This is a genomic window from Alloyangia pacifica (genome assembly GCF_020524285.1).
GTDB lineage: Bacteria > Pseudomonadota > Alphaproteobacteria > Rhodobacterales > Rhodobacteraceae > Salipiger > Salipiger pacificus_B.
On the sequence record NZ_JAIVKX010000005.1, the window covers coordinates 61487 to 82167 of the forward strand.

Genomic DNA, 20681 nt, shown 5'->3' on the forward strand with positions numbered 1-20681 from the left:
GACCTCCTGAAACCGCTTTTGTTATTTCATATAGTGTGCGCCGAGAGAAGACGCCCGACAAATTTTCGGATCGGTTGTATCAGGAATGCTGCGCTTCGCCGGGGACGGGAAAGACATGGCCCCCCGGAGCCTGATCGGTGGGCGAGAGGTCCAGCCGTGCGATATCCGCGTGCTCGCCCATCGACAGGGCCATCATCACCGCCTCGGCCACGTCCTCGGGACGCAGGGCACGCTGCTTGGAGTAGAGGGTCTCGTTCAGCTTATCGGCATCTCCGCCGAAGGCCTGCAGGTAGAACTCCGTCGCCACGCGCCCGGGCACGATCTCGGTGAAGCGGATGTTCTTGCCGGCCATGTCGTAGCGCAAGACTTCATGCGCGCGGCTGAGCGCGGCCTTTGCCGCAGCATAGACGGTGGTGCCGGGGAACACGGCGTGACCGGCGCTGGAGGACAGCGAGATCACGTGACCGCGCTGGCGGGCGATCATTCCCGGCAGAAGCAGCTGCATCAGCTGCAGCGGCGCCGTGAGGTTGAGCGCGATCGTCTCCGCCGTTTCCGAAAGCGCCTGTTCGGACAGCGGCTTCACGCTGCCGACCGCCCCGGCGTTGTTCACCAGCACGTCGATCTCGAGCCCGTCCAGCGCCTCCACCATCTGCTCGGGTCGGGTGATGTCGCAGGCCAGAGGCCGAACGCCGGGAAGCGCGGCCACGGTTTCAAGCGCAGCCTCCGAGCGCGCCAGCGCGTAGACGGTCAGCCCTGCTTCGGCCAGATTGCGGGTGATGCCGGCGCCGATGCCGCGCGAAGCGCCGGTGACAAGCGCGGTGCGATAGGTCTTGGGGAAGGACATGGTCTGCTCCGTGAGAGGGGTCATGCGTCGAGGGTGGCGCGATAGGCTTCGTTGATCGGGTCCCAGGCGATCTGCAGATCGAGCCAGGCGGCGATGCGCCCGGCGATGACGATGCCGAGATCCACCAGTGCGGCAAGCTCGGTGCCGGGATCGGCGAAGGCCCGTTCCAGCGCAAAGAGCGCGTCGGCGCTGCTGGTCATGTGGCAGAAGTCCCGCAGCCGGGTGGCGGCCTTGTTCGACGCCAGCGCACCGGCATAGCGCAGGTTCGCCTCGGCATCTGTCGCCAGCCGCTCGCGCAGCCACCACAGGGTTTCATGCAGTACGCGGGCCTCGGATTCCGCGGCGAAGACCGGACCGGCCGGATGCATGATGGCGCGGCTGTCGCGCAGCGTCGCGATGTCGGCAGGGCAGGCGGCCCAGAGCATATCGCGGGCGCGCTGCAGCGTGTCCGGCAGCGACGGGTGATCGAAAGGCGCAAGCGGCGTGACGCCCTCCGGATCGGTGAGGGAGAGCGCGCCGTCAAAGAGCGTCCGGCCCTGTTCTCGGCGCAGCCGCGCGGCCAGTTCGGTGACCCGTTCGACCGGCCCGTCGAGCTGGCCCAGCACCGTGACGGAGGCGGTCTCGGCCTGCAGCGGCGCGAAGGTGATCTCGAGGAACTGCCGCACCGGCCAGTAGATGAAGGCGCCGGGTTGCGCCGACAGCACGTCGACGCTGCCCTCGGGCGCCTCGACGAAGGGCGCATGCCAGTAGATATGGCTGCCCGCGATCTTCGGCGTGTGGAGTTGCGCCGGCAGCGGCAGTAGCCCGGCCAGACGCGCCAGCGTGCGCGGCGCGAGGTCGGTGTGGCAGTCGATGGCAAAGCTTTCGTCGAGGATGGTCAGGTCGAGGCGCATTCTATGTCCTGTTGGCGGTGGCTCGGAGCGAGGAGGGCTGCCGCGGCGGCGCGGAGCGGGCGCCCGGCCATATGGCAGATGAAGTCGCTCAAAGGTGTCCGATATTTGGGCATCCAGCGGAGCTGAAGGCAAGTTTCGAAGGATCTGTGTTATAACATATTGTAAATACCGCTTCGCCGTGGTTTGCAAGAGCAAGCAATGCGGAAATGCGCTCAGACAGCCCAGCAGGAGAATGAAATGACCGTCGCGAAGTACTGCATCATCGGAGCCGGTGCGGCAGGGATGGCCGCCCTCAAGACGCTGACCGACGAGGGGTTCGAGGTCGATTGCTATGAAAAGAGCGACCGGGTCGGGGGGCATTGGCACACCGACTACGAAGCGCTCCATCTGATCACGCCGCGCGACGGCTCGGGTTTCGACGGCTTCCCGATGCCCGCCGACTATCCGGTCTATCCCAGCCGTGACCAGGTGCGCGACTACATGGAAGCCTATGCGGACGCCTTCGGCCTGCGCGAGAGGATCCAGTTCAACACCGAGGTGCGCGATGTCTCGCCGCGCGGCACGCGGGGCGAGGCGGGCTGGACCGTGACTTTGGCGAGTGGCACGCAGATCAACTACGATGCGGTGATCGTGGCCAATGGCCACCTTTGGGATCCGCGTCTGCCCTCGGTCGCCAAGGATTTCACCGGCAAGTCGCTGCATTCGGGCCGCTACGTGAACACCGGCGACATCGAGGGCCGCGTGCTGGTCGTCGGCTTCGGCAATTCGGGCTGCGATCTTGCGGTGGATGCGGCGCAGTCGCGGCTCGACGTGAGCATCGCGGTGCGCCGCGGGCAGGTCTTCCAGCCCAAGACGCTGATGGGGCGTCCCCGCGCCGAGCTGCCCTTCCTGTCGCAGCTTCCCGCCGAGCTCCAGACCATGATGACCAACGCGCTGGTTGCCGTCTCGAAGGGCACGTATGCGGACTACCCGGGTCTGCCCGAACCCGAGACCTATGATCTGGACAAGCAGCCGCCGGTGGTCAACGACCTGCTGCTCTACTGGATCCAGCACGGCCGCATCAAGGTGCGCCCCGGGATCCAGAGCATCGCGGGCAAGCAGGTCACCTTCACCGACGGGCGCACCGAGACGTTCGACACGATCCTCTGGGCCACCGGCTTCAACCCGACGCTGCCGTTCCTCGACGACGCTCTGCTCGACTGGCAGGACGGCACGCCGCTGCGGACGGCGGCGGCGATCCTGCCGACGACGATGGAGTCGCTCTATTTCGTCGGCCTCTGCGCGCCGCGCGGGGCGCAATGGCCGGTCTACTGCAGGCAGGCTGGGCTGATCGCGCAGATGCTGCGGCTCCAGGAAACCGGCGTCCGCGACCTCGCGGCCCGCTTCCGCGCCAGCGACGCGCCGGAAACCGGCATCGATATCGTGCGGCGCAAGTGGGAGGCCGATTTCGAGGCGACCCGCCGCAGCCTCGCGGTGCTCGCGAAAACCGTAGACCGGACGCCCGATCTCGTCCGAGGCGCCTAGGGCCTGTCGCGCGGTGGGCCGCCGAGGTTCCGCCGCGCGGCTGGCAATGGCGGCAGGGGGCAGTCGGCACAGGCGCCCCTGTGACGGTCGAAAGCTCACTCGCGAGATGGCGCGCTTCAGACGCAGCAAGAAGGAACGACTGATGAAAATCCTCTTTGTCGGATGCGGCAACATGGGCGCGGCGATTGCCGCCGGTGCGCTGCGCAAGATCCCGGGGCTGGCGCTCTCGGTGGTCGACCCCGATGTGGCCCGGGCGCAAGCCCTGCTTCCCGACGACCGCGTGACATTCCACGCCGACATCACCGCCGTGCGGGACGAGACCTTCGACGCCACAGTGCTGGCGATCAAGCCGCAGATGTTCCACGCGCTGCCCGAGGACGCGCTGCTCGCGCAGGGCTTCGGGCTTGTCGTGTCGATCATGGCCGGCGTGACGCTTGCGGGTCTTCAGCACAAGCTGGGCCACAGCCGCATCGTGCGGACCATGCCGAACCTTCCGGCGCTGGTCGGCGCGGGTATGACGGTCGGCTACGCCGCGCCGGACCTAGCCGCCGGGGACCGTCCTGTCGTTGAAACCCTCTTCGCCGGTTCGGGTCAGTTCGCATGGCTGCCCGAAGAGACGCTCGTCGATTCCGCCACCGCGGTCGCGGGCAGCGGGCCGGGATATGTCTTCGCCTTCGCCGAGCACATGATCGCGGCGGCGCAAGCGGTGGGTCTCGAGGCAGAGCTCGCCGACAGGCTGGTACGCCAGACGTTGCTGGGCGCCGCGAGCCTGCTGCACTCCGATCCGCGCACGGCCGCCGAGCTGAAGCAGGCTGTGACCAGCAAGAAAGGGACGACCGAAGCCGGTCTCGGGGTGTTCGAGGGCCCCGGCGGGCTGCCGGACCTCTGCCGCAGCGGCGTTGCCGCGGCGCGGGATCGGGCGCAGGAGCTTTCGAAGGCCGGATAGGGTCGGCGGCCTGCCCGGGGCGGCCGCGTCAGAAGTCGGCGCGGGCGAAGGCTTCGAGCACTGCCGCCTCGATGCTGAGCGCCGCGAGATGCGAGGTCTTGGGGTTGCTCGGCAGCGGCCGGTTTTCCACCGCGAAAGACATGGTGCCGAAGTCGCCGCTGGCCTCGATCTGGTGGCAATTGGCGCGCGCCGCCGGGTCGGCGACCAGTTCCACCCGTGTCGCGTCGAGTCCCGTGCCCGCAAGCGCGATGGCGGCGGCGACATTGGCATTCTTCGGAAACGCCTTTGCGGCTTCTCGGGCGGTGCCTTCGAAGAAGGTCAGCGGCGCCTCTAGCGTTTCCGCATCGAAGACCTCCTCTGCCGGCGATCCGGCCCAGGCGCGCGGCGGTTTGATGCCGCGATAGGTCACCGCATCGAGCCCCGCAAGCCGCGCGGCGCGCAGCAGGTCGAGCCCGCCCACGGCCCCGGCCACCGGGATGACACGGCTCCCTCCAGCCTCGGCCGCGCGGGTCAGGCGCTCGCGCAGCGCATCGTCGCAGAGCGCTCCGATCGAGACGATGGCAACATCCACTCCGGCGGCCAGCAGCTGCGGCACATGCTCTGCCAAGGCGTGATGGCCGGCGCATTCCACCACGAGATCGGGCCGCGACGCGGCGAGATCCCCGGCGGTGCGGTGCACCGCGATTTCCGAAGGTACGCTGCGTGCGCTGTCCGGCGCCAGCAGGCAACTGGTGATCTGCGGCCCCTGGGGGCGCGCGGCGAGGTTGCCCTGCAGGCTTCGCGCCATGGCGCCAAAGCCGATCACGGCGACGGAAGGTCTGGGGGCTGTGGTCATTGTCGAACGTCCAGTCTTGATGCCGGTCGGGTCTGCGGCAGCATGTCAAAAAGACAGCGGCGGCGCACCACGTTGTTTGCACGTAATTTTCCCAAGGCCCCTTGCGCGGGTGCGAGTGCTGTCATGCGACCTCGGACAGAAAGACGCGAAGCGCGGCAATCATCGGGCCGGGGTCCGCCACCGGATGGAAATGCCCGCCAGGCAGGGAGTGCAGCCGCGCGCCCGGAATGGCGGCGGCGATCTCGTGCGACATGGCTGGGGGCAGAAGGATGTCATCCGCAGCGGGAAGGACAAGCGTCGGCAGGGCGACGCGGGGCAGATCGTCGAGGCAATCATGCGCAAGCAGCATACGAATGCGCGCCGCGGTCACATCGAGCGGTGCGAGCTTGTCCGCCGCCGCCGCGCGGCCCGCGCGTAGCGCCGGTTCGCGCGCATCGAGGTACTCGGGCGTATGGCCAAAGACATCGGTGAGCGCCTGATACGCCTCGGTGAGCCCGGCCTCGAGGATCGCCGCCCGCGCTTCGAAGATCGCCCTGAACCGGGCGTCGGCGCGCGCCCAAGAGCAGGAGATCGTCACGCTTGCAAGATTCGCGGGCGGCGCAACCGCCAGCATCTGCGCGACCGCGGCGCCGGTCGAATGCCCGACAAGGTGCACCGGCCCGTCCTGCGCCGCGATCAGCCCGGCCACGTCGCTGGCGATCAGCGCCAGTGAATAGGCGCGTTCGGGCCTGTCGCTGCGTCCGGCGCCGCGATGGTCGGTGGCGATGACCCGGAAATCCGGCGCCAGCCCCTCCGCCGTGCCGGTCCAGAACCTGCCGTCGCCGCCGAGGCCGGGCAGCAAGAGGACGGTCGGCCCGCCCTCGCCATAGAGATCGTGATGTATCCGGCAGCCGTCTGCCGCGACGTGGACCGGCATGGTTCAGCCCTGGCCGGGTTGGTACTGGTCTTCGAGCGGCTTGCCGAAGACGGTGGCCTGTTCGATCTCGAGCACGTTTTCGGGGCGGGGGAAGTTCACCGGCACCTTGTCGCCGGGTTGGCGCGGACGTCCGATGAGGCGGAAGAAATCCTCGAGCCCATTGGGATTGATCAACCAGACCCAGCGCATGTCGGTGCTGCCCTCGTTGATGAACATGTGCCGCACGCCCTTGGGCAGAAAGACCACCGTGCCGGGCTCCATCGGATAGTCGATGCCGCCGATGACCGCGCGGCCGGTCCCTTCGATCACAAAGACCGCTTCCTCGTTCTCTTCATGGGTATGCTCGCGCACGTAGCCACCCGGAGCGACGTTCTGCGTGCCCATGGCAAAGGGGAACTCCATGCCCACGATATGCGGCGCCAGCGCCACGTCGATGTGACCGTTGGCCGGCACCGGCTGCCAGTAGCTTTCGCGCTCCGCCGGTCCGGAGACATGGACGCCGATCTCGGCGCTCTGCTGCTTGGTGTCCATTTCTTGATCTCCTGTTCGCCGTAGGACCGCGTTCGGGCCGTGTTTCTAATTAAGTGTCGACAATAGAGTGGACACATTAGGTTTGGCCGGTCAAGGTCCGCTCATGCGACCAAGAGGAATTGAAGACATGTCTGCTGAAGAAAGTTTCGATGTGGTGGTGATCGGCTCGGGGTCCGCCGCCTGCTCGGCCGCATTGCGCGCGGCGCGCGGCGGGTTGCGGGTGCTTGTGGTCGAAAAGTCCGAGAAGCTCGGCGGCACCTCGGCCATGTCGGGCTCGGGCATCTGGATTCCGGCCAACCACGTCGCGGCGCGCGAAGGCGTTGCCGACAGCCGCGAAGAGGCGATCGACTACATCCGGCGCGCCATGCCGCCGGGCTGGGCCGAGACCGAAGACGGGCTTTGGGAGTCTTTTGCGGACCACGGCCCGGACATGCTGAAATTCGTCGAGGAGAACACGCCGCTGAAACTGCGGCTGATCGAGGAGCCGGATTCGATGCCGGACCTGCCGGGCGGCAAGCTGCGCGGGCGCATGGTCTCGCCGATGCCGCTGTCGCGCAACCTGCTGGGCGAGGATGCGAAGCACCTGCGCCGGTCGACGCTGAAGCACAGCTTCACCTACCAGGAGATCGTCAACAGCGACGTCTACCACCACCCGGTCCGCGCCGGCATGAAGCTCTGGCCGCGGCTGCTGTGGCGCGTGCTGACCAATGCCGGGGGGCAGGGCACGGCGCTGATGACCGGCCTCATCCGGGGCTGCAAGGACGCTGGCGTGGAGTTTCGCCGCAGCACGCCGGCCAAGGCGCTGCTGCGCGACGAGACCGGCGGGGTGATCGGTGTCGAACTGGCGGAGGGCAAACGCGCGATGGCGCGCCGCGGCGTGGTCATCGCCTCGGGCGGCTTCGAGTGGGACGAGACCATGCTCAAGCAGAACTTTCCGGGCAAGATGGACCGGATCGGCAGCCCGCGCAGCAACACCGGCGACGGCCAGCGCATGGCAGCGGCGGTGGGGGCCAAGCTCGACCGCATGGATCAGGCGAACATCTATCCCTGCCTGCCCACCCGCTACGAGGGCAAGCCGCACGGGCTGCCGATCAGCTGGCAGACCGAGCTGCACTCGATCATCGTCAACCGGCACGGCAAGCGTTTCTTCAGCGAAGCGGATTTCAACATCGGCGAGTATCTCGACGAGCGTGACCCCGAGACCGGCGAGAACATCCATTTGCCCTGTTACCTGATCGGCGAGCGCCGCTTCTTGCGCCAGTCGCTGCCTTTCCAATGGTACCAGCGCTACGAGAAAGGCTGGGTGATCCGCGCGGGCAGCCTCGACGAGCTGGCGGATAAGACGGGCCTGCCAGCACATGCGCTGAAGCAGACCGTGGCCGAGTTCAACGCTATGTGCGAGGCGGGCCGCGACCGCGCCTTCGCGCGGGGCGAAAGTGGCTGGGAAAGCTACAAGGCGCATAGCACGGGCGGCGCTCCGGCGTCGGGCATCGAGGCGGCCCGCGAACGCGGCATGGACAAGATCGAGAAGGGGCCGTTTGTGGCGGTGCGGATGAACCTCACCACGATCGGCACCAAGGGCGGCGCGCGGACCAACGAAAAGGGGCAGGTGCTGCGCGAGGACGGATCGATCGTGGCCGGGCTCTACGCGGCGGGTCTGGCGATGGCCAACCCGATCGGCACCCGCGCCGTGGGTCCCGGCACGACCATCGGGCCGAATATGACTTGGGGCTATATCGCGGCCGAAACGATGCTGAAGCAGAACCGCTGAGCGGGTGTTCGGCTGAAGAGTGAAGGGCCCGCCCGCAGAGGACGGGCCCTTTTGCTATGGCCGGTGGCGGATCAGTCCAGACTGTCGCGAATCCGGTGGTAGGGGTGGATATGGTTGGCCACCTGCGTCGCGACCCAATGCGACGGCACGGTGCGGATCGGTGTCACCGGCAGCGGCATCTGATCGTCGCTCAGAACCTCGGCGGCGTTCTCGCCCAGATGGCGCCCGAGCGAGAAGGAGGCCGCGACGCCGCGCCCCGAATAGACGCCGCCGAACATCAGCCCGTCGCCAAGCCGGAAGAGCCGCGGCTTGCGATCGGGCACCACGGCAAAGGACCCCTCCCAGTAATTGTCCACCTTGGCCAGCGGCCCAAGCTGTGGAAACGCATCCTCGAGCATCCGCTGGATGCGCCGGAGGCCGCGCTGCTCGGCATTGTGCCAAAGCGTGTGGGTGCCGCCGGTCACGATGCGGAAGTCGCAGTCGTAGTGGAACGCCCGGATGTCGCGGCGCGTGTCCGAGACCCCGACATTGCCCACGAAGATCTGCGCGCGCAGCGGTTCGGGGATCGGCTGCGTGGCGGCGTCATAGACCCGGAAGGGAACCATCGCCTTGCCAAGCTTCGGCCAGATGTCCCGGGTCAGCGCATTTGTCGCCAGAACCACCTTGCGCGCCCGCACGGTGCCGCCCTTGCAGGTCACCCGCCAGAGCGGGCCCTCGCGGGTCAGGCTCTCGGCGCGGCTGTTCTCGAAGATCGTGACGCCAAGCCCCTCGAGCGCCGCGGCGAGGCCGGTCACGAGGCCGAACGGGTTGATGTGGCCACCGTTGCGCGCCTTCAACGCTCCGAGATAGCGGCTGCCGGTCACCCGCGACGCCTCGGCCCCGTCGAGCCATTCGACCTCATGCCCGCGCGCCTTCCACTCTTCGTACACCGCCTTGCCACGTGCCAGCGCCGCGTCGCTGTGGCAGGGCTGCAGCCAACCGTTCTGCACCGCATGCGCCTCGATCCCGAACCGTCGGATGGTGTCGAAGAGATAGGCGGCGGAGCCCTTGATCATCTCGTTGTAGCGCGTGCCCACCGTGGACCCGAAGGCGGCCTCGATCTCGGAGGGAGAAGACTTCGAGTGATGCGGGACCACCTGCCCGTTGTTGCGCCCCGACGCGGCGGAGCCGATCTCGTTGCCCTCCAGCAGCATGACCTTCAGCCCCGCCTCGATCGCGCCAAGCGCGGTGCCGAGCCCGGTGAGCCCGCCGCCGATCACCAGCAGGTCGGTCTCGACCTCGCCGGAAAGGCTTGGCGCTGCGGTGCGCGCCGCGACGGTCTTGCGCCAGAGGTGCGGGGTCTTCCAGTCGACCTCAGCGATCGAGGACATGGTGCACCGAAGGGGCTTGGGCACCTGACCAAGGTGCCGACATTCCGAGTCTGATCGCTTCAGTGCCCGCCGAGGTGGCGAGGAGAGCCGCTGAAATCTGCGAGGCTGCGCCGCGTTGCATTCCCTGTTCCCTGTGTTCGTGCCGCCCCTCGGCAACCGGATCTCGGGGGCTGAGGGGGTGGCTCGTGTCTCTTGCGCCGCGGTCCAGCGGACTGCGGTACCGGCATGGGAGCAAAGGAATGCGTTACGGTCAATAAAGTGTCGACAAATATGTCTTCATTTTTCTACTTCGGGGGTCTCTTTTCGTGCCGCGCGCTTTTTCCGCCTCTGAAGCGGGCTGGTCTCGGCCTCGTAGACCTGGAAAAGCGCGTCCTTGAGGGCGCGTTGAGTCGCCGAAACCGTCATCTCGATGTGCCGGCGCAGCGCCGCCTCGCCGCCCTCCAGATCGCGCCGCAACGCGGCATCGACGATCTCGTCATGCGCGTGCACCTGGTTGGTGTCATGGCTGACGTGCTCGATCTGGATGCGCCGGATGAAGCGGATGCGCGCGTTGATTGCGCTGAGCTGCACCGGGATCTCGAGGTTGCCGGACAACTCGGCGATCAACATGTGAAAGCGTTCATCCAACTCGAGGATCTCGTCCGGCGCCCGCATCTGATAGCCGTCGCGCACCGAGCGCCAGAACTCCGCGAAGCGGTCGAGCTCGGCCTCCTCGGCGCGCTCGACCATCAGGCGGAACGCCGCGATCTCGATGATCGCGCGCAACTCGTAGAGATCCAGCAATCCGTCCGTACTTAGCGGTCGCACGTGGAAGCCGCGGTTCGGCGCGAACTGGACGAAGCCTTCGCTCGCGAGGCGGTTCAGCGCTTCCCGGATCGGGGTCCGTGACAGCTCCAACTCGCGCGAGAGCTGTACCTCGTTGATCCGCTCGTTGGGCCGAAGCTTGAATTCGACCAGCAGCTTGCGAACCGTCTGATAAGCGCGCTCGGCGCTGTCCGCGCTGCGCTTCGGCTTGGACTTCGCCTCGGGAGCTGACTTTTCGGGCATCTAGGTCCTTTCACCTGGGATAGGCGTCCCTCAGGAGGCATCAAAATGTATGCAGAGAAATAGCGCACTTTGCGTGCCGAGCGAAAGAAGCCTGTGTCTTCCGGACGTTGCGGAATACACAGGTACAAACTCACCTGGTCACCTTCATCGGGGCCACCGAGCCCGGTCCATGGGACCCGACAGGGCCCGGAACCGGGCGCGCGACCTGCGGTCTTCTGCTCGCAGCGCACCCGGCCCGAGGCCCCGCGGGTCAGAGGGGTCCGCGCTCTCCGATCAGCTTCAGCATCGACACGATCGCCGCGTCACGGTCGGCCCGCAGGGCCTCGCGGTCCTGCAAAAGCCGCTCAGCGGCCGTCGCCACGATCTCGCGCGTTTCCGCGTTCAGCGTGGCATCGCCGAGGTCTGCCCAGATATCCTCGTAGGTCTGGCCGTACTTGCGCAGGAATTCGGCCATGCCCTCGGCATTGAGCCCGTTCGAGATGAACGCGCCCTGCACGCCCCACTTCGGGCCCGGCCCGTAGATGAAGGCGCGGTCGATGTCCTCGACGCTGGCCACCCCGTCGCGCAGCAGCGCGATGGCCTCGCGCCACATCGCGCCCATAAGCCGCAGGGCGAGGTGCCCGGTGATCTCGCGGGTGAGCAGAACCGGCTTCTTGCCGATGGCATCATAGACCGCGCGGGCGCGTGCCGGAACGTCCGGCGCGGTCTGCTCGCCGCCGACGATTTCCACCAGCGGCATGATATGCGCCGGGTTGAACGGGTGGGCGAGCACGATCCGTTCGGGACGGGCGCAGCGGGCCTGCATCTCGGTCACAAGCAGCGCCGAGGACGACGAGGCGATGATCACCTCGTCCTCCACATGGCGCTCGATCTCCGCCAACAGCGCCTGCTTGAGATCGAGCGCCTCGGGCCCGCTTTCCTGCACGTAGTCCACCCCGGCCAGCGCCTCCGCCATGTCGTCGAAGACCTCGATCTCGCCGGGCGCGATGGCGGGGCCGTGCAGCTCCGCCAGATCGGCGAAAAGACCGTCGCGCAGAGCCGCAAAACGGGCAGGGGCCTCGGGGTCGGGGTCATGGACCCGAACGTCGAAGCCATGGTGGGCGAAGGCGGCGGCCCAGCGTTGACCGATCACGCCGAAGCCGACGATGCCGATGGTCTTCATGCGTCGTCCCTCGTGCCGGAGAGCGCGGCCCGGAAGCCTTCGTTGAGGTCGTTCCAGGGGATTAGCAGGTCGATCCATGCGGCGATGCGCCCGGCCACGAGGATCGCCTCGTCCAGCAGCGCGGCCAGCGGCTGATCGGGGTCCGCTGCTGCGGCCTTGCAGGCAAACAGCAGTTCGGGCGTCTCGGTCATGTGGCAGAAGTCGCGCAGGCGCGATGCGGTGCGGTCCAGTGCGAGAGAGGCCGAGACACGCAGCGCGTGGTCTGTCTCGGTGCCGAGCGCGCCGCGGATCCACCACAGGGTTTCGTGCAGGGTGCGGGCCTCGGACTCCGCCTGCATCACCGGGCCGACCGGATGCATGATCGCGCGCGAGCCGGTCAACGCGAGAATGTCCGCAGGGCAGTCCGCCCAGAGCGCGCGGCGGCCCTGCCACAGCGCTTCGGGCACATCAGGAGCGGCGGGGCTGGCGGGCGCGGCATCCGTGCGGACCAGCGTGCCGTCAAAGCGCCGATGACCGGCCTCGCGGCGCAGCCGCAGCCCGAGTTCCTGGATCAGCTCCACCGGCGCGTCGATGTGTCCGAGTACGGTCACGGCGGCGGTCTCGGCCTGCAGCGGCGCGAAGGTGATTTCGAGGAACTGGCGCACCGGCCAGTAGATGAACGCGCCGGGTCGCGCCGCAAGCACGTCCACCGCGCCCTCCACGTCGGTGACGAAGGGCGCATGCCAGAAGATGTGGCTGCCGGCGATCTTTGGGGTGTGCAACTGCAACTGCATGGGCAGGCAATCGGCGAGGGCGGCCAGCGTCTTGGGGGCCCCGTCCGAGGTGATGATCGGGCAGCGAATGCCGTCGGCTTCGAAGATCAGCTCCATCGTCGCGGCCTCAGCGCTTGATCCGGCCGGTCCGGGGATCGCAGAAGGACACCGGCTTGACGATCTGGTTGCGCATGTCGAGCAGGTAGTCGGTTTCGATCACCTTGAGACGGTAGGCCTGCCATGCCGGATCGGCTTCCATCTTGTCTCGGCGCTCCTCGCGATCCGCCAGGCTCTCGTAGGGCCAGATGTGGATCGCCCGGGAGAGATCGCCGATATGCGTCTGGTAGAAGCCGATCGGCTCGTTGAGGTAATGCAATTGCAGGGGCAGGCCGATCTCTTCGTAGAGCTCGAGGAATTTCGGCAGCATGTTCGGTTTCGCGGTGTAGATGCGGTGATCGAAGATCATGGGGGCGGGCTCTCCTTGGTTTCTCCCGAGGAACGATCAAAGTGTAGACACTTGCAAGTCAAAAGGCGCCCGAAGACCGCGTCGTCCCTTGCTGCGCGATGATCTGCCATTATTGTCGGCACAAGTGTGCACACTAATGGAGCGACAGATGGATCTGAACGGCAAGGTTGCCATCGTGACCGGGGGCGCCTCTGGCATCGGCGAAGCGACCGTGGCGCTATTTCATGCCCAGGGGGCGCAGGTCCTCTTGGCCGACAAGGATGCGGCGCGGGCCGAGGCTGCCGCACGGCAGATCGATCCGGACCTGCGCACCGTCGTGCCCTTCGCTGCGGATGTCTCGCGCGCCGCGGATGCGGAGGCTGCGGTTGCGGAGGCGGTTTCCCGCTTCGGGCGGCTCGACATCCTCGTCAACAACGCCGGTTATGGCATTCGGGCCAGCGTGACGGGCACCTCCGAGGCGGATTGGGATGCGCTCATGGCGGTCAACCTCAAGGGGGTCTTCCTGTTCTCCCGCGCCGCGATCCCGGTGATGGAAGCGCAGGGCGGCGGCGTCATCGTCAACACCGCATCCAATGCCGCCCTCGTCGCGATCGCCGACCGCGCCGCATATGTCGCGTCGAAGGGCGCGGTCGCGGCGCTCACGCGGGCCATGGCGGTGGACCATGCGGCGCAGAACATCCGCGTCAACGCGGTGGCGCCCGGGACGACATGGTCGCCCTATTTCGACGAGATCCTGAAAACCCACGAAGACCCCGACGGCTTCGTCGCAGGTTTGAATGCCCGCGCGCCGATGGACCGCACGGCGCGCCCGTCCGAAATCGCCGAGGCGATCCTCTGGCTCGCGTCGGACCGCTCGTCCTACGCGACCGGGTCCGTCATGGTGGTGGATGGCGGCATGACCGCGTGGTGATACCCGCTGATCCGGGTGCGCAGGCTGCGCCGCCGGAATGAGGCCCGGCCCCAGCGCGGGAGAGGCTGGCTGCTCCTCTTGTCCCGCCCTTGCGGAACGGATGCGTGGCTCGACGAAAGTGGAGCGGCGCGGCCCTTGGGTCGCGCCGTTCCTGTTTGGCGTTCTGTGAGTGATTTATTCCAGCGGCAGGCCGACGTAATTCTCCGCGATGCTGCGCGAGGCGGCCTCGGAACTGGCGAGATACTCGAACTCCGCCTTCTGCATGCGCGCCTCGAAGGGCGAGTTCTCCGGGAACTGGTGCATGAGCGTCGAGAGCTGCCAGGAGAAGCGCTCGACCTTCCACACCCGTGCAAGGACCGTCTGGGAGTAGGCATCGAGATGCGCGTCATTGCCGGCGTAATGCTCGATCAGGCCACGCGCCAGAAGCCGCACGTCGGCCACGGCGAGGTTGAGCCCCTTGGCGCCGGTCGGCGGCACGATATGCGCCGCGTCCCCGGCGAGGAAGAGGTTGCCGTAGCGCATGGGCTCGGCGACGAAGGAGCGCAGCGGCGCGATGGACTTCTCGAAAGACGCCCCCGTCTGAAGGTTGGCCGCCGCGTCCGGTCCTAGACGCGTGGCGAACTCCTCCCAGAACCGATCGTCGCTCCACTCCTCGACGCTGTCCGACAGGTCGCACTGAATGTAGTAGCGGCTGCGCGTCTCCGAGCGCATCGAGGCCAATGCAAAGCCGCGCTGGTGGTTGGCGTAGATCAGCTCGTGGTTGACCGGCGGTTGATCGACCATGATGCCGAGCCAGCCGAAGGGGTAGACGCGCTCGAAGGTCTTCAGCACGTCCTTCGGGATCGCCTGCCGCGACACGCCGTGGTAGCCGTCGCAACCGGCCACGTAGTCGCAGCTCACCGTGATGTCTTCGCCCTCGTGGGTGAAGCTCACCTGCGGCGCGCCGGACTTCAGCGCGTGCGGCGTGACGTCCTCGACGTTGAAGAAGAACTGCTGGCCCTGCGCGAAGCGCTTGTCGAAGAGGTCCTTGGTCACCTCGGTCTGGCCGTAGACCATAACCGACTTGCCGGTCAGCCCCGCGAGATCGATGCGGTGCCGCGCCCCGTCGAAGGCCAGCTCGAAGCCGTCGTGTGGGATGCCTTCGCGGTGCAGCCGCTCGGCGACCCCGGCCTCTTCCAGCGCGGTGACGGTGCCCTGTTCCAACACCCCGGCGCGGATGCGCCCCTCGATATAGGCGCGGTCCTTGCGGTCCAGCACCACGGTGTCGATCCCGGCGTTGGCCAGCAGTTGCGAGAGCAGCAGCCCGCTGGGCCCGGCGCCGATGATGCAGACCTGTGTCTTGATGGTTCGTGTCATCGCGGGTTCCTCACAATACGCGCGTCAGGAAGAGAGTCAGGCTCGGCACGAGCACCAGGATGGCGACGCGCACCAGCTCGATGGCGAAGAAGGGGGCGACGCCGCGGAAGATCGTCGAGATCTGCGTCTTCGGGGAGAAGGACTTGATGACGAAGACGTTCATGCCAACCGGCGGGGTGATCAGCCCGAGCTCCACCACGATCAAGGCCAATATCCCGAACCAGATCCGCAGGTCGGAGTTCGACATGCCGAAGGCGGCGGTCTCGGCGGTGATGTAGTCGCCGCCGTTGAGCTGCACGAGCACCGGCCAGAAGAACGGCACGATGACCAGGATCATCGACAGGCTCTCCATGAAGCAGCCCAGCACGATGAGGATCAGCAGCATCGCCACGAGGATCACATAGGGATCGAGCGACGAGGCCGCGGCCCAGTCCGACAGCGCTCCGGGCAGACCCGAGCGGGCGAAGAAACCCTTCAGGATGTCGGCCGAGAACAGGATGAAATAGATCATCGAGGCGGTCTTGGCGGTGGCCAGCAGCGCCGCCTTGAGGCGCGCCCAGGTCAGCCCGTCGTTGGAATAGCCGCGCAGGATCAGGCCGTAGACGAGGATCAGGAACACCCCGACCGCGGCCGCCGGCGTCGGCGTGAAGAGCCCCATGCCGAGGCCGAGGATGATCGAGCCGAAGATCAGCGCCACCGGCAGCAGGCGGCGCAGCGAGCGGCGCACCTCTTCATCGCTGATCGGGGTCAGCTCGGGGGCGAGCGCGGGGTTGCGGGCGATGCGCAGGCGGATCACCACGAGGAACATGATCACGGCAAGGATGCCGGGAATGATCGCAGCCTGGAACATCTCGAGGATCGAGGCCTCGACGACGATTGCGTAGATTACCAGCGCCACTGAGGGCGGGATCAGAATGCCGAGCGTGCCGCCCGCGGCGAGAACGCCGGTCGACAGGCCCTCGTCATATTTCAGCCGGCGCAGTTCCGGCAGCGCGACGCGGCTCATGGTCGAGGCTGTGGCGATGGAGGATCCGCTGACCGCACCGAAGCCACCGCAGGCGAGGATTGTCGCCATGGCGACGCCGCCGCGGATCTTGCGGGTCATCACGCTCAGCCCCTGAAAGAGGTCACGGCTCAGCCCTGTTTCTGCGGCGAGAAAGCCCATCAGTACGAAGAGCGGCACGACCGACAGGTCGTATTTGGCCACGCTGTTCCACAGCGCGGTCTTGAACTGCATGAGATAGGGCACGAATTTGATGAAGGGCGAGGCGAGGCTCAGCGCCCATGTGCCGACGATACCGGTGAGGATCATCGCCAGCGCCACGGGGATGCGCAGCATGATCATCGCAAAAAGGCCGACGAGGCCAAAGACACCGATCAGTTCACTGTGCATGGGACACCTCCTGTCCGAAGGTTTCCATCAGCGCCGCGATGGCCCAGAGCAGGCACGACAGGACGGCAGTCGGCATGAAAACCCACACGGGCCAGCCCAGCACGGCGGTTTCTACATTGTCGGAGCGGGTCTCGATGGTGCCGTAGATCAGCATCACCGCCATGGTCAGCGCGAGCGCGGTGACCAGCAGGCCCGAAAGGATTTCGACGCCGCGGCGCGCCCAGTCCGGTGCCTTGTCCATGAAGATGTCCACGGCGGCGTGCCCGCCGTGCAACTGGCAATAGGGGAACATGGCAAGGGCCGCGACGCCGATCAGCATCGTCACCCCGTCCTCGTAGCCCGACAGACCCGGGACGTCGCCGCCCCAGAGCCCAGCGATCATATCCGCCGTGAAGCCGGCGGCGTTGACGGCCGTCGCGAGGACGATGACGAGCAGCACGAGGCCGCCCGCCAGCGCCCATGTCGCGATGACCCCGGAAATCAGGGATCGAATGGACATGTCAGAGTTACTCGGAGTGCTCTGCCACGGCAGCGCGGGCCTTTTCGATCAGCGCTTGGCCATCGATGCCCTTGCTTTCGGCTTCGGCCAGCCAGCGGCCCGCCACGGCCTCGAACGGCCCGTCGAAGGCGGCGGAGGCTTCGGCAGACAGGGCGACCACGGAGTTGCCCGCGTCTTCGGCCATCTGCTTGCCCACCGGCTCGATGCCGTTCCACTTCACGCCCATCTCCTCGGCCAGCGCGCGGCCGGAGTGGTCGTCGATGATCTTCTGCAGATCCTCGGGCAGCGACTCGTAGCTGTCCTTGTTCATCGCGAAGAGGAAGGTCGAGGTGCCGAAGCGCTTGCCGCCGTCCAGCTCGACCGAGGAGTCGGTCAGCTCCGACAGGCCGAGCGGGATGGCGACCTCGAAGGGCACGAGCGCCGCGTCGACCACCTTCTTCGACAGCGCCTGCGGCAGTGCGGGCACCGGCATCGCGACCGGCTCGGCGCCCAGTTCCTCGATCACCCATGCGCCGGTGCGCGAGGGGCTGCGGACCTTCAGGCCGGCGAAGTCCTCTGCGCTCTCGACGGTGCGACCCGCGAGGTGCAGCGCGTTGCCGGCGTGGACGTGGACGAGGATCGGGTGGACGTCCTCGAAGTCGGCGGCGAGGTCGTCGATCATGTCGTTGATGGCAAGGTTCGTGGCACGGGCGTCACCGCCATGCACGTTCGGCAGCTCGAACACTTCGAGATGCGGGAAGCTGCCCGGGGTGTAGCCCGGCAGGGTCCAGGCCAGATCGACCACACCGTCACGCACCTGGCTGAAGAGTTCGGGCGGCGAGCCGCCGAGCGACATGGCCGGAAAGATCTCGAAGTGGATGCGTCCGCCGGACGCGTCCTCGATGGATTTGGCCCAGGGCTCGAGCAGCACCGTCTGGGCCGGAGACTTCGGGCTCAGGAAATGGTGGATCGAGAACTGGAACTCCTGCGCGAAGGCGGGCGCGGAAATGGCGATGGTGCTGAGCGCCGTGGCCAGCCCGAGCACGTTGCGACGGGTGATGGTCATGGTGGGTCCTCCCTTAATGGTGCCGATGAAAATAACCTTTTCGATCCGGCGCGGAATGAACGCGACGCACAAAAACTTGCATTTTTCGATCATGTCGAGATCATGGCCGTGGCGTAAACACGGCAAGGAGGGCGCATGGCGCGTCTGATTCCGACCTATGAGCTATACGGAGAACTGCTTTCCGGCACGCTTTCAGACCCGATTCACCTCGAGACGATCTACGAACGCAGCAGCAAGCTTGATTGGACAATCCGACTTCACCGCCACAGCCGGTTGCTGCAGGTCTTCCTCTTCCGCACCCCCAGCGTGAAGTTCCGCGTCGGCGACGGGGATCATCGCACCAGCGAGCCGCTTCTGCTCGTGGTGCCCCCGGGCACGCCGCACGGGTTCCGCTTTCCCGAGGACGTCAACGGCGATGTGCTGACCATTCCCATATCCGAGATCCACCCGCCCGTGCTCGATCGGCTCAGGCAGGTGACCCAGCCGTTCGCGGGGTTTCTTGCGCAGTCCGAAACACCGCGTTTTGCCGATGTCGATGCGCTGATGCGGCAGCTCGGCGCGGCCTATCATTCGGTCGGCAGCGAGCGCGAAGCGCTGCTCCGGGCGCTCAGCCACGCCATCGTGCTGACGCTGATCGAGGAACTGCGCCGCACCGCCCATATTGACGCCGGGCATGCTGGCGCCGAGCTCAGCCGACATGAGGCGCAGGCCCAGGCATTTTGCGAGCTGGTCGAGCAGCGTTTCGCTGAAACGGTCACCGTCGAGGACTATGCCCGCGTCATCGGCGTGTCGGCGCCGCACCTCACGCGCATCTGCAAACGGGTTCTCGGGGTTTCCCCGAACGAGTTGGTCCGACGCCGCCGGATGCTCGAGGCCAAGCGACTGCTGACCTACACCCGCCTGCCGGTGCTCGACATCGCGCATCGCGCAGGCTTCGGCGATGCCGCCTTCTTCAGCCGCACCTTCAAGGCGACCTTCGACGTCACCCCGTCAGAGTTCCGAAAGCGATCCGACTGAGGCCCGCCCGGAGGTTCGCCGCGCCCGTGCGGCATCTTGGGCAACGCCCGTGTTTCGGGCTTTAAAGGGACGACATGCGTATTGCGCCAAGCGCCCGTGGGAGCCGCGCCTCGCCGGGCGGCAGCGCGGCTCACCAACCGGCGGAGCGCTCGGCGGACACGTATTTTCGGATGCCGTGGAAGAAGATGTCGATCTCCAGCGCGAGACCGACCTCGAAGTCGTTGAGCTCCGCGCCACTCCAGCGGTGCTGCTCGAGACGGGCGAGGAAGTCCCGGCGGGTCTGGTCGTCCTGCGAGTCCAGCGGCAGTGTCGCCGCGGCCCGCAGCAGGTCGATGCGCCTGTGCACCTCGCGCATGCCCGAGAAGGCTTCCATCATCGGGCGCGTCAGGCGCGGGTCCTGCTGCCAGGAGCGGCCGCCGAAAATCTCCTGAACTACGCGGTTGCCGGCGCCGAGGCAGTCATAGGCAACGCAGCCCGGAAATCCTTCCTGCGTCAGCCTGTCGTGGATCGTGCAGCTGTGCCCGGAGAGGTTGCGGCACGGCTCGCCCGGGTTCTTGTCGAAGGCGAAGTCCTTGCCCTTGTCGAAGGCCAGCGCGATGCAGCAAAGCGCCGCGCATTTCGAGCAGTCTGTCTTGAGAAGGTCGGTCTGAGGCATTGAGGCTATCGGTCTTCCATCGTCCGCTCAGGGGAAAGGCGCGGGGCGAGGTATCCCGCGAAACGGCTCCGGAATGCAAGGACCGGCCTTTTTCGGTCAGCAAACAGATCGGGTGGGCGGTTTGTCGGCGCAAGAGCGCAACTCCGCTGGTCGCCAAGCGGCCCGCGGGGATTCGGTCGGGCGTGTACGGCACGCAAGGCGGGTGTCAGGCGCGACTGCCGGGGCCTTCCTGCTTGTCGTCCGGATCATTGTAGTCGTCCGGGTTGAAATCCTCGGGGTCGAATGCGTCCTCGTCCTCGCCAATCCCGGTGACATAGGTCGTCCCTGTTTCTTCATCGAAGACAAGCCCGTAGTTTGCGCGGCCCTCCGACTTGTACCGCAGATACTCGTGGATACCTGCGTAGACGAAGGCCAGCGCGAAGGGCGAAAGCAGTAGGGCGGTGATCAGCTGTGCGTTGATGTGATGCCTCCTTCGATATCCAATTTGCAAAAAGGGGTGATGGGCCGGCGACCGAAAATCTTCATTCACAGTGTAACATTGACCCCGGTGGCGATTTCAACAGGTGTGAACAGGGTATTTCGCCAAGGTCGGGCTGCATGATGCGAACCCGACGTCATGATCTTCGCAAACGACCTCGGCCCCGGAGACCGGTCGCAGAGATGATGACGCCCTGGGCACTCGGGCGCTTCTGTCTGGCTATATGGACGCCCGACGCGCGATGGCAAGGCATGGCGCGTGAAGACGGGCA

21 protein-coding genes are annotated in these 20681 nt (G+C 66.7%); 5 read left to right on the forward strand and 16 right to left on the reverse strand.

Features of this window, described 5'->3' with window-relative positions; translation table 11 throughout:
- Positions 1-79: 79 nt before the first annotated feature.
- On the reverse strand, positions 80-868 hold the full coding sequence (locus tag LC039_RS08630) for an SDR family oxidoreductase (RefSeq protein ID WP_226623268.1): 789 nt from the start codon (positions 866-868) through the stop codon (positions 80-82).
- Positions 865-1737: a hypothetical protein gene (locus tag LC039_RS08635; protein ID WP_226623269.1), complete on the reverse strand. Its 873-nt coding sequence runs from the start codon at positions 1735-1737 to the stop codon at positions 865-867. Before LC039_RS08635 ends, LC039_RS08630 begins: the two co-directional genes overlap by 4 nt.
- A 237-nt stretch (positions 1738-1974) precedes the next feature.
- Between LC039_RS08635 and LC039_RS08640 the strand changes: the two genes are divergently transcribed.
- Together LC039_RS08640 and proC are read left to right on the forward strand one after the other, a co-directional pair.
- A complete protein-coding gene (locus LC039_RS08640; protein ID WP_226623270.1) occupies positions 1975-3261 on the forward strand; it encodes a flavin-containing monooxygenase in 1287 nt (428 codons plus the stop codon).
- 142 nt (positions 3262-3403) lie between these two features.
- Positions 3404-4207, forward strand: a complete 804-nt coding sequence (proC, locus tag LC039_RS08645; protein WP_226623271.1) for a pyrroline-5-carboxylate reductase — start codon at positions 3404-3406, stop codon at positions 4205-4207.
- A gap of 28 nt (positions 4208-4235) precedes the next feature.
- On the opposite strand, the gene LC039_RS08650 is transcribed toward proC, so the two are convergent.
- The 3 genes from LC039_RS08650 to LC039_RS08660 form a co-directional block, all read right to left on the reverse strand.
- Positions 4236-5042, reverse strand: coding sequence for an aspartate dehydrogenase (locus tag LC039_RS08650; RefSeq protein WP_226623272.1), 807 nt, complete (start codon positions 5040-5042; stop codon positions 4236-4238).
- A gap of 121 nt (positions 5043-5163) precedes the next feature.
- The gene (locus tag LC039_RS08655) at positions 5164-5958 is read right to left on the reverse strand and encodes an alpha/beta fold hydrolase (RefSeq protein WP_226623273.1); all 795 of its coding nucleotides are present in this window, start codon (positions 5956-5958) and stop codon (positions 5164-5166) included.
- A gap of 3 nt (positions 5959-5961) precedes the next feature.
- On the reverse strand, positions 5962-6489 hold the full coding sequence (locus LC039_RS08660) for a cupin domain-containing protein (RefSeq protein WP_226623274.1): 528 nt from the start codon (positions 6487-6489) through the stop codon (positions 5962-5964).
- A 127-nt stretch (positions 6490-6616) separates the two neighbouring features.
- Here LC039_RS08660 and LC039_RS08665 point away from each other — a divergent pair, with 127 nt between their 5' ends.
- Positions 6617-8260 carry an FAD-dependent oxidoreductase gene (locus LC039_RS08665; RefSeq protein WP_226623275.1) on the forward strand — a complete coding sequence of 548 codons (1644 nt, stop codon included), beginning with the start codon at positions 6617-6619 and terminating at the stop codon, positions 8258-8260.
- 71 nt (positions 8261-8331) lie between these two features.
- On the opposite strand, the gene LC039_RS08670 is transcribed toward LC039_RS08665, so the two are convergent.
- The 5 genes from LC039_RS08670 to LC039_RS08690 form a co-directional block, all read right to left on the reverse strand.
- Entirely contained in the window at positions 8332-9654 is a 1323-nt protein-coding gene (locus LC039_RS08670; RefSeq protein WP_226623276.1) for an NAD(P)/FAD-dependent oxidoreductase, read from the reverse strand.
- A 252-nt stretch (positions 9655-9906) separates the two neighbouring features.
- Positions 9907-10677, reverse strand: coding sequence for a GntR family transcriptional regulator (locus tag LC039_RS08675; RefSeq protein WP_226623277.1), 771 nt, complete (start codon positions 10675-10677; stop codon positions 9907-9909).
- Positions 10678-10927: 250 nt separating this feature from the next.
- Positions 10928-11839, reverse strand: a complete 912-nt coding sequence (locus LC039_RS08680; RefSeq protein ID WP_264179493.1) for a 3-hydroxyacyl-CoA dehydrogenase NAD-binding domain-containing protein — start codon at positions 11837-11839, stop codon at positions 10928-10930.
- Positions 11836-12708 carry a hypothetical protein gene (locus LC039_RS08685; protein WP_226623279.1) on the reverse strand — a complete coding sequence of 291 codons (873 nt, stop codon included), beginning with the start codon at positions 12706-12708 and terminating at the stop codon, positions 11836-11838. The genes LC039_RS08680 and LC039_RS08685 overlap by 4 nt, the downstream gene beginning before the upstream one ends.
- Before the next feature lie 10 nt (positions 12709-12718).
- Positions 12719-13057, reverse strand: coding sequence for an NIPSNAP family protein (locus tag LC039_RS08690; RefSeq protein ID WP_226623280.1), 339 nt, complete (start codon positions 13055-13057; stop codon positions 12719-12721).
- Positions 13058-13145: 88 nt separating this feature from the next.
- Between LC039_RS08690 and LC039_RS08695 the strand changes: the two genes are divergently transcribed.
- Positions 13146-13967 carry an SDR family oxidoreductase gene (locus LC039_RS08695; protein WP_226623281.1) on the forward strand — a complete coding sequence of 274 codons (822 nt, stop codon included), beginning with the start codon at positions 13146-13148 and terminating at the stop codon, positions 13965-13967.
- Positions 13968-14141: 174 nt separating this feature from the next.
- On the opposite strand, the gene pobA is transcribed toward LC039_RS08695, so the two are convergent.
- Genes pobA through LC039_RS08715 form a run of 4 tightly spaced genes read right to left on the reverse strand, consistent with a single transcriptional unit; the run spans position 14142 to position 18260 of the window.
- Positions 14142-15323 (reverse strand): 4-hydroxybenzoate 3-monooxygenase, encoded by a 1182-nt coding sequence (gene pobA, locus LC039_RS08700; RefSeq protein WP_226623282.1) that lies wholly within the window; start codon positions 15321-15323, stop codon positions 14142-14144.
- A gap of 10 nt (positions 15324-15333) precedes the next feature.
- On the reverse strand, positions 15334-16716 hold the full coding sequence (locus LC039_RS08705) for a TRAP transporter large permease (RefSeq protein WP_226623283.1): 1383 nt from the start codon (positions 16714-16716) through the stop codon (positions 15334-15336).
- Complete coding sequence (locus LC039_RS08710) at positions 16706-17215, reverse strand: TRAP transporter small permease (protein WP_226623284.1); 510 nt, start codon at positions 17213-17215, stop codon at positions 16706-16708. Before LC039_RS08710 ends, LC039_RS08705 begins: the two co-directional genes overlap by 11 nt.
- 7 nt (positions 17216-17222) lie before the next feature.
- Positions 17223-18260, reverse strand: a complete 1038-nt coding sequence (locus LC039_RS08715; protein ID WP_226623285.1) for a TRAP transporter substrate-binding protein — start codon at positions 18258-18260, stop codon at positions 17223-17225.
- Positions 18261-18395: 135 nt separating this feature from the next.
- Between LC039_RS08715 and LC039_RS08720 the strand changes: the two genes are divergently transcribed.
- Complete coding sequence (locus LC039_RS08720) at positions 18396-19277, forward strand: helix-turn-helix domain-containing protein (protein WP_226623286.1); 882 nt, start codon at positions 18396-18398, stop codon at positions 19275-19277.
- Positions 19278-19407: 130 nt separating this feature from the next.
- Here LC039_RS08720 and LC039_RS08725 read toward each other — a convergent pair whose 3' ends face one another.
- Both LC039_RS08725 and LC039_RS08730 read right to left on the reverse strand, forming a co-directional pair.
- Complete coding sequence (locus LC039_RS08725) at positions 19408-19932, reverse strand: hypothetical protein (RefSeq protein ID WP_226623287.1); 525 nt, start codon at positions 19930-19932, stop codon at positions 19408-19410.
- 205 nt (positions 19933-20137) lie between these two features.
- Complete coding sequence (locus LC039_RS08730; RefSeq protein WP_319003711.1) at positions 20138-20461, reverse strand: hypothetical protein; 324 nt, start codon at positions 20459-20461, stop codon at positions 20138-20140.
- Between the last annotated feature and the right edge of the window lie 220 nt (positions 20462-20681).

Coding starts and splice junctions, on each gene's coding strand:
- LC039_RS08720 (WP_226623286.1), top strand. CDS start 18,396: ATGGCGCGTCTGATTCCGACCTATGAGCTATACGGAGAACTGCTTTCC.
- LC039_RS08665 (WP_226623275.1), top strand. CDS start 6,617: ATGTCTGCTGAAGAAAGTTTCGATGTGGTGGTGATCGGCTCGGGGTCC.
- LC039_RS08680 (WP_264179493.1), bottom strand. CDS start 11,839: ATGAAGACCATCGGCATCGTCGGCTTCGGCGTGATCGGTCAACGCTGG.
- LC039_RS08690 (WP_226623280.1), bottom strand. CDS start 13,057: ATGATCTTCGATCACCGCATCTACACCGCGAAACCGAACATGCTGCCG.
- LC039_RS08655 (WP_226623273.1), bottom strand. CDS start 5,958: ATGCCGGTCCACGTCGCGGCAGACGGCTGCCGGATACATCACGATCTC.
- LC039_RS08660 (WP_226623274.1), bottom strand. CDS start 6,489: ATGGACACCAAGCAGCAGAGCGCCGAGATCGGCGTCCATGTCTCCGGA.
- proC (WP_226623271.1), top strand. CDS start 3,404: ATGAAAATCCTCTTTGTCGGATGCGGCAACATGGGCGCGGCGATTGCC.
- LC039_RS08705 (WP_226623283.1), bottom strand. CDS start 16,716: ATGCACAGTGAACTGATCGGTGTCTTTGGCCTCGTCGGCCTTTTTGCG.
- LC039_RS08635 (WP_226623269.1), bottom strand. CDS start 1,737: ATGCGCCTCGACCTGACCATCCTCGACGAAAGCTTTGCCATCGACTGC.
- LC039_RS08640 (WP_226623270.1), top strand. CDS start 1,975: ATGACCGTCGCGAAGTACTGCATCATCGGAGCCGGTGCGGCAGGGATG.
- LC039_RS08715 (WP_226623285.1), bottom strand. CDS start 18,260: ATGACCATCACCCGTCGCAACGTGCTCGGGCTGGCCACGGCGCTCAGC.
- LC039_RS08710 (WP_226623284.1), bottom strand. CDS start 17,215: ATGTCCATTCGATCCCTGATTTCCGGGGTCATCGCGACATGGGCGCTG.
- LC039_RS08675 (WP_226623277.1), bottom strand. CDS start 10,677: ATGCCCGAAAAGTCAGCTCCCGAGGCGAAGTCCAAGCCGAAGCGCAGC.
- LC039_RS08630 (WP_226623268.1), bottom strand. CDS start 868: ATGACCCCTCTCACGGAGCAGACCATGTCCTTCCCCAAGACCTATCGC.
- LC039_RS08725 (WP_226623287.1), bottom strand. CDS start 19,932: ATGCCTCAGACCGACCTTCTCAAGACAGACTGCTCGAAATGCGCGGCG.
- LC039_RS08650 (WP_226623272.1), bottom strand. CDS start 5,042: ATGACCACAGCCCCCAGACCTTCCGTCGCCGTGATCGGCTTTGGCGCC.
- LC039_RS08685 (WP_226623279.1), bottom strand. CDS start 12,708: ATGGAGCTGATCTTCGAAGCCGACGGCATTCGCTGCCCGATCATCACC.
- pobA (WP_226623282.1), bottom strand. CDS start 15,323: ATGACACGAACCATCAAGACACAGGTCTGCATCATCGGCGCCGGGCCC.